The organism is Lentzea alba (genome assembly GCF_047445655.1).
GTDB classification, from domain to species: Bacteria; Actinomycetota; Actinomycetes; order Mycobacteriales; family Pseudonocardiaceae; genus Lentzea; species Lentzea alba_A.
In genome coordinates this window covers 1-7,051 of record NZ_JAJAEG010000079.1, presented here as the reverse complement: position 1 = coordinate 7,051, position 7,051 = coordinate 1, and the positions used below count along the sequence as shown (strand labels likewise).

Sequence of the window (7,051 nt, the reverse complement as noted above, 5' to 3'; positions counted from 1 at the left end):
AGCGACCGCACTGCGGCCGACCTCGTCTACGAAGGTGATCTGTCGGTCGTCAACGGGGTGGCCGCGGGCTTGACGTTCCGGGCCGGTGCCGATGGTGCCGGCTACACGGCGAACATCGACGCGGGTGGGCTGGTGAAGTTGTGGCGTCCTGGTCGTGACATCGCCGTGTACGCGACGCCGATCGTGCAGGGCCGGACCTATCACCTGAAGGTGCAGGCGACCGGCTCCCGCATCCAGGTCTGGCTCGACCACGGCGCGTCCCCGGTCATCGACGCGGTCGACACGACCTACGGCGGCGGGCGCGTCGGGCTCAACGTCCACGAGGGGACCGCGACGGTGCAGCGTCTCAGCCTCAGCTGAGATCGGTGCCGGCCGTCGCGGACTCGTCGCTCTGGAACAGGCCGATCAGGTTGCCCTCGCTGTCGCGCACGTGTGCCGACCACCCGATCGTCGGGATGGGCATCTTGCCGTGCACCACGGATCCGCCCGCTTTCTCGACCATGGCCAGCGCGGTGTCCACGTCCTCGACGTCGACGTAGACCAGCACTCCTTCCGGTGCCTCCGCTCGTGGCGTGAGGGCACCCTCGGCACCGGGTCCGGTGCCGGGCTCCTGCCCGGTGGCCATCGTCCAGTAGTCCTGGGGTCCCCACTTGTGCGCTTCCCAGCCGAACACGGCGCCGTAGAACTCTCCTGCCCGCTCCGGGTCGTCGACGGGGATCTCGAAGTGCACGACTCTGCTCATCACGACACCTCCACCGTTCAGCGTCGATCGTGTGACCAGGTCTGGTGAGGGCCGTACGTCCCGCACCCGCGGGACTGTCGGCGGACGACGCGTTTCGCACACCAACGACGGGCACACCGAGGACCTTCGTCCCTGCTGTCCGATGCCGCGCCGCTCCAGCCTGGAGGCATGGGCTGGGAAGCGATCAGGAAGCGGAACGCCGGTGCGGTCAGGCCGAACCTGGCGGACTACGAGCAGGCGCGCGCGACGTTCTCGTGGGATGCGGCGCGCTCGCAGCTGTCCGGACTGCCGGGCGGCGGGCTCAACATCGCGCACGAGGCCGTGGACCGGCATGCGGCCGGACCGTTGCGGGAGAAGGTCGCGTTGCGCTGCCGCGACCGCGGCGGGCACGTGACGGAGCTGACCTACGACGGTCTTCGCGTTGCCACCAACAGGTTCGCGAACGTGCTGCGCGAACTCGGCGTCGGAAAGGGCGATCGGGTGGCGACGCTGCTGGGCCGGGTGCCCGAGCTGTACGTCACGGCGGTCGGCACGGTGAAGAACACCAGCGTGTACGCGCCGCTGTTCTCCGCGTTCGGGCCGGAGCCGGTGCGAGAACGCCTGCGCCTCGGCGACGTCCGGGTGCTGGTCACGACACCCCAGCTGTACCGCAAGCGGGTCGAGCAGCGGCGCGACTCCCTGCCCGCCCTGGAACACGTGCTGGTGATCGGCGACGAACCCGCTCCGCCCGGCACCAGGTCGTTCACCGAGGCGATGGCGTCGGCGCGCGAGGACTTCACCATTCCGCCGACGTCGCCGGACGACATGGCGCTGTTGCACTTCACCAGTGGCACCACGGGAAAGCCCAAGGGTGCTGTGCACGTGCACGGCGCTGTGCTGGCGCATCACGTCACCGCCGCGTTCGCGCTCGACCTGCACGTCGACGACGTGTACTGGTGCACGGCGGATCCGGGATGGGTGACCGGCACGTCGTACGGGATCTTCGCGCCGCTCACGCACGGCGTGACGATGATCGTCGACGCTTCGGACTTCGACGCGCACGGCTGGTACGAGGTGTTGCAGGACGAACGCGTGACGGTCTGGTACACCGCGCCGACCGCGCTGCGCATGCTGATGCGGTCCGGCAGCGAACTGCCGAAGCGGTACGACCTCGCGGCACTTCGGTTCGTCGCGAGCGTCGGAGAGCCGCTGAACCCGGAAGTCGTGGTGTGGGGCCAGGAAGCGCTCGGCCTGCCGGTGCACGACAACTGGTGGCAGACCGAGACGGGCGCCATCATGATCAGCAACTACGCCGCCGAGGACATCAGGCCCGGCTCGATGGGCAGGCCGATGCCGGGCGTGGAGGCCGGGATCGTGACGAGCGAGGGCGGCCGCGTGGTGGAGGTGCGCGACCCGGAGGCGGTGGGCGAGCTCGCGCTGCGGCCGGGCTGGCCGTCGATGTTCCGCGGCTACCTGCACGACGACGCCCGCTACGCCAAGTCCTTTGTGGACGGCTGGTACCTCACCGGTGACCTGGCCCGGCGCGATCCCGACGGCTACTACTGGTTCGTCGGCCGCGCGGACGACGTCATCAAGTCCGCAGGCCACCTCGTCGGACCGTTCGAAGTGGAGAGCGTGCTGATGGAACACCCCTGTGTCGCGGAGGTCGGTGTGATCGGCAAGCCGGATCCGTTGGTCGGCGAGGTCGTCAAGGCCTTCGTGACGTTGCGCGCGGACAGCGAGCCGACCGAGCAGCTGCGCACCGAGCTGATCGCGTTCGGTCGCAAGCGGCTGGGTGCGGTGGCGCCCAAGGAGATCACGTTCGACCAGCACCTGCCGCACACCCGCAGCGGCAAGGTGATGCGCAGGTTGCTGAAGGCCAGGGAGCTGGGACTGCCCGAGGGTGACACGTCCACATTGGAGGTGCGAGGGTGAAAGAACATCTGGACCTGCTGCGGGAGATGATCCGCATCCGGCGGTTCGAGGACCGCTGCGCGGAGTTGTACAGCGCGGCTCAGATCCGCGGTTTCCTGCACCTGTACGTGGGTGAGGAGGCGGTGGCGGTCGGCGTGGTGTCGGAGCTCGACCCCCAGGACGCGGTCGTGTCCACCTACCGGGACCACGGGCACGCGCTCGTCCGCGGTGTGCCGATGGACGCGGTGATGGCCGAGATGTTCGGCAAGGTCACCGGGTGCAGCAGGGGGCGCGGCGGTTCGATGCACCTGTTCGACTCCTCCCACCGGTTCTTCGGCGGCAACGCGATCGTCGGCGGCGGACTGCCGGTCGCCATCGGACTCGCGCTCGCCCACGCGATGCGCGGCGAACCACGGGTCGTGGCCTGCTTCTTCGGTGAGGGCGCTGCCGCGGAGGGCGAGTTCCACGAGGCGCTGAACCTCGCCGCGCTGTGGCGGCTGCCCGTGCTGTTCTGCTGTGAGAACAACCTTTACGCGATGGGTACGTCGCTCGCCAAGGAGCACGCCGCACCCGATCTCGCGCTGCGTGCCTCGTCCTACGGAATCGCCGCCTGGCCGGTCGACGGAATGGACGTGCTCGCGGTGCGCGACGCCGCCCGCCGCGCCACCGAGTCGATCAGGGCCGGCGGCGGCCCGTGCCTGCTGGAGCTGCGGACGTTCCGGTTCCGTGCGCACTCGATGTACGACCCGGAGCGCTACCGGGACAAGGCCGAGGTCGCGCAGTGGCGTGATCACGACCCCATCGACCGCCTGGTCGCGGCGATGCGCCCCGACTTCACCGACGACGACCTGGCGGCGCTGGAAGCGGAGGTGTCGGCCGAGATCGACCACGCCGTCGCCGCGGCGGAGGCGGCCGAGATCGAACCGGTCGACGGCCTCACCCGCTTCGTGACCTCGGAGGTGACCAGGTGAAGACCACCTACCGGGAGGCGTTGCGCGAGGCGATCCGCGACGCGATGCGCGGCGACGAGCGGGTTTTCCTGATGGGCGAGGACGTCGGCAGCTACGGCGGCTGCTACGCGGTCAGCCTCGGGTTGCTGGAGGAGTTCGGGCCGGAGCGGATCCGCGACACCCCGCTGTCCGAGTCGGCGTTCGTCGGCGCGGGCATCGGCGCGGCGCTGAACGGCATGCGGCCCATCGTGGAGATCATGACGGTGAACTTCAGCCTGCTCGCGCTCGACCAGATCCTGAACAACGCCGCGACCCTGCTGCACATGTCCGGCGGCCAGTTCCCGGTGCCGCTGGTGATCAGGATGACCACGGGAGCCGGCCGACAGCTCGCCGCGCAGCACTCGCACAGCCTCGAAGGCTGGTACGCGCACATCCCCGGCCTGCGGGTGCTGGCGCCCGCGACGCTCGAGGACGCCCGCGGCATGCTGTGGCCCGCACTGTGCGATCCCGACCCCGTGCTGATCTTCGAGCACAACGGCCTCTACAACTTCTCCGGTGAGCTGGCCGACGACGCGGGTCCCGTCGACATCACCCGCGCCGCGATCCGCAGGCAGGGCAAGGACGTCACGCTCATCACCTACGGCGGCAGCCTCGCCAAGACGCTGGCCGCCGCCGACGACCTCGCGGCGGACGGCATCGACGCCGAGGTGATCGACCTGCGCGTCCTGCGGCCGTTGGACGCCGACACGTTCCTCGAATCCGTGCGGCGCACGCACCGTGCGGTCGTTGTCGACGAGGGATGGCGCACCGGCAGCCTGTCCGCCGAGATCGCCGCGCGCATCGCCGAGGAAGCGTTCTACGACCTGGATGCGCCGGTGCGGCGGGTGTGCACCGCGGAGGTGCCGATCCCGTACGCGAAGCACCTGGAGGAGGCGGCGCTGCCGCAGCCCGCGTCGATCGCCGCCGCCGCGCGGGAGGTGGTGCGTGGTGGCTGAGTTCACGATGCCGTCGCTGGGTGCGGACATGGACGAGGGCACGGTGATCGAGTGGCTGGTGAAGCCCGGCGACACCGTCGCGCGGGGTGACGTCGTCGCGGTCGTGGACACCGCGAAGGCCGCGGTCGACGTCGAGTGCTTCGACAGCGGCGTGATCGAGGACATCCTGGTGCAGCCCGGAGTGGCCGTGCCGGTGGGCACGCCTCTCGCGGTCATCGGGACGGCGGATGGCGTGAAACCGAAGCCCGCGTCCAAACCGACGCCGAAGCTGGCGACTGGAACCGCACCTGCACCCGTGGCCGCCCTGAAGCCGGAGCCGGAGGCCGTGCCCGCGCCGAAGCCCGCACCGCCCCCGCCTTCGCCCCGGCCACGGCCTCCGGTCGTGGGACCGTTGGTGCGCAAGCTTTCCGCGGAGCTCGGTGTCGACCTGACGACCTTGCACGGCACCGGCAGAGGTGGTGCGATCACCCGCGCCGACGTGCAACGGGCCGCGCAGCCAACGCCGGCGCTGCCCGCGTTGACGCCGACGCCGACGAGTCGTGACAAGGTGACGCCGTACGCGCGGCGCCTCGCGAAAGAACTGGGCGTGGACCTCACCCGGATCACCGCCTCGGCATCGGACGGAATCGTGCGTGCAGGTGACGTGCGCACGTCGAAGCCCGCGCCGGTGACGCCCGAGCCGAGTCCGGTGACGCCCGTGGCCGACAGGGCCCAGGCGATGCGCCAGGCCACCGCGAGGCTGATGGCGCGGTCGAAGCGCGAGATCCCGCACTACTACCTCAGCGCCACGATCGACATGTCCGCCGCGATGGCACGGCTGGCCGAGCTCAACCGGGACCTCCCGGTCGAACGCCGCGTGCTGCCGATCGCGCTGGTCTTGCGCGCCTGCACGCGTGCGGCGGTGAAAGTGCCGCAGCTCAACGGGTTGTGGACTGACGAGCGGTTCGAGCCCGGTGCCGGCGTGCACCTCGGGATGGCGGTATCGCTGCGCGGTGGCGGCCTGATCGTTCCGGTGATCGCGGACGCGACCGAGCTCGGGCCGGTGGAACTGATGGACCGCGTGCGCGACCTCGTGACCCGCGCCAGGAGCGGACGGTTGCGCGGCAGCGAGCTGACGGGCGCCACGATCACGATCACCAACCTCGGGGACCGCGGCGTCGAGTCCGTCTTCGGCGTCATCTACCCGCCCCAGGTCGCCCTCGTTGGCGTCGGCAAGGTGCTCGACCGCCCGTGGGCGGTCGGCGGTCTTCTCGGGGTGCGTCCCGTGGTCACCGTGACGCTGTCCGCGGACCACCGCGCGACCGACGGGCACACCGGCGCTCGTTTCCTGGAGATCGTCGAGAAACTGCTGAGCACACCGGAGGAGCTATGACACCCGACGAAGCCCGCGAGATGATCAGCGCGGCTCTGCTGACCGTCGCACCCGACGCGGAGCTGGGCGACGTCGCGCCGGACGCGGACCTGCGAGAGGAGCTCGACCTGGACTCGATCGACTTCCAAGCTTACGCGGCGGAGCTGGGCAGGCGCAGCGGCCGCGAGGTGACCGAGGAAGACCAGCGCCGCCTCACCACGCTGGCCGCGGGAATGACGTTCCTGACGCGGTGAGGATCAGCAACGGGAACACGCACCAGGGGTGGTGCCCGTCCACCGCCGGAACGCGCGGATGAACGTGGCCGCGTCGGTGTAACCGAGCCGCAGCGCGATCTGCTCGACGTTGAGGTGGTGCAGGGTCACGAGTTCGATGGCCTTGACGCGCCGAGCCTCGTCCACGAGGTCGCGCACCGACGTTCCTTCCGCGGCGGATGCCGGCGCAGCGTGCGGGCGGACAGGTGCAGGCACGCGGCGGATGGGACCCGCATCGGTCACGCCGTCGGCGATGATCGTCCGCACGGTCTGCGCGACGCGTGGAGAACGGCGTTCGTCGAGCAAAGAGCGGCACGCACAACGACATCGGCCACACGTGGTGCTCACCGCGGACGTCACCGCGCTGGCGCGGCTGAGGACGTGGGCCGCCGGTGGCGTCATCGTCCTCGCGGTGGAGAGCACCGACGAGCGACTCCACCGGGCGCTCACCGACGGCGCACGCGGGTTCCTCCTCGAGCGCACCGGCCACGAGGAGCTGGTGTCAGTGGCCCTGTGCCGCGGCACAGGGCCACGCGCACCTCTGCGCTGAGGTGACAGCACGTCTGCTGGACCGGTTCGAGATCCTGCCGCCGTCGGAGGAGGTGGACCGCGGGCTCGGCCTGCTCAGCGACCGCGAACGCCAGGTGCTGGTCAGGACGGCGCGCGGCCGCAGCAACGAGGAGATCGCGCGGGAGCTCTACCTCACCTGAGCCACGGTGAAGTCCCACGTCTCGCACGTCCTCGCGAAGCTGGGCCAGCCCAACCGGATGCACGCGGCGTTGCTCGCTCAGCGGCTGGGACTGCTCAGCCGGGCCGGGTGAAGGCCAGCACGACGTTGTGCCCGCCGA

The 7,051-nt window shown here is 70.5% G+C and carries 9 protein-coding genes and 1 pseudogene; 8 read left to right on the top strand and 2 right to left on the bottom strand.

Going from position 1 to position 7,051, the window contains the following annotated elements; translation table 11 throughout:
• A pseudogene (locus LFM09_RS49845) lies at positions 1-360 on the top strand (glycoside hydrolase family 32 protein); the annotation flags it as partial.
• On the opposite strand, the gene LFM09_RS49840 reads toward LFM09_RS49845, so the two are convergent.
• The gene (locus LFM09_RS49840) at positions 353-742 is read right to left on the bottom strand and encodes a VOC family protein (protein ID WP_414103690.1); all 390 of its coding nucleotides are present in this window, start codon (positions 740-742) and stop codon (positions 353-355) included. The pseudogene LFM09_RS49845 and the gene LFM09_RS49840 overlap by 8 nt on opposite strands.
• A 168-nt stretch (positions 743-910) precedes the next feature.
• Between LFM09_RS49840 and acsA the strand changes: the two genes are divergently transcribed.
• The 5 genes from acsA to LFM09_RS49815 are packed head-to-tail and all read left to right on the top strand — an operon-like array spanning position 911 to position 6,185.
• The gene (gene acsA, locus LFM09_RS49835; protein ID WP_414103689.1) at positions 911-2,656 is read left to right on the top strand and encodes an acetate--CoA ligase; all 1,746 of its coding nucleotides are present in this window, start codon (positions 911-913) and stop codon (positions 2,654-2,656) included.
• Positions 2,653-3,606, top strand: coding sequence for a pyruvate dehydrogenase (acetyl-transferring) E1 component subunit alpha (gene pdhA, locus LFM09_RS49830; RefSeq protein ID WP_414103688.1), 954 nt, complete (start codon positions 2,653-2,655; stop codon positions 3,604-3,606). The genes acsA and pdhA overlap by 4 nt, the downstream gene beginning before the upstream one ends.
• Positions 3,603-4,580, top strand: a complete 978-nt coding sequence (locus LFM09_RS49825) for an alpha-ketoacid dehydrogenase subunit beta (protein ID WP_414103687.1) — start codon at positions 3,603-3,605, stop codon at positions 4,578-4,580. Before pdhA ends, LFM09_RS49825 begins: the two co-directional genes overlap by 4 nt.
• A complete protein-coding gene (locus LFM09_RS49820) occupies positions 4,573-5,952 on the top strand; it encodes a 2-oxo acid dehydrogenase subunit E2 (protein WP_414103686.1) in 1,380 nt (459 codons plus the stop codon). Before LFM09_RS49825 ends, LFM09_RS49820 begins: the two co-directional genes overlap by 8 nt.
• Positions 5,949-6,185 carry a phosphopantetheine-binding protein gene (locus LFM09_RS49815; protein ID WP_414103685.1) on the top strand — a complete coding sequence of 79 codons (237 nt, stop codon included), beginning with the start codon at positions 5,949-5,951 and terminating at the stop codon, positions 6,183-6,185. Before LFM09_RS49820 ends, LFM09_RS49815 begins: the two co-directional genes overlap by 4 nt.
• Positions 6,186-6,188: 3 nt before the next feature.
• On the opposite strand, the gene LFM09_RS49810 is transcribed toward LFM09_RS49815, so the two are convergent.
• Complete coding sequence (locus LFM09_RS49810; RefSeq protein ID WP_414103684.1) at positions 6,189-6,419, bottom strand: helix-turn-helix domain-containing protein; 231 nt, start codon at positions 6,417-6,419, stop codon at positions 6,189-6,191.
• A 7-nt stretch (positions 6,420-6,426) separates the two neighbouring features.
• On the opposite strand from LFM09_RS49810, the gene LFM09_RS49805 reads away from it, so the two are divergent.
• Entirely contained in the window at positions 6,427-6,753 is a 327-nt protein-coding gene (locus tag LFM09_RS49805) for a hypothetical protein (RefSeq protein ID WP_414103683.1), read from the top strand.
• Between the two features lies 1 nt (position 6,754).
• Positions 6,755-6,913, top strand: a complete 159-nt coding sequence (locus LFM09_RS49800) for a LuxR C-terminal-related transcriptional regulator (protein WP_414103682.1) — start codon at positions 6,755-6,757, stop codon at positions 6,911-6,913.
• The last annotated feature ends 138 nt before the right edge of the window (positions 6,914-7,051 follow it).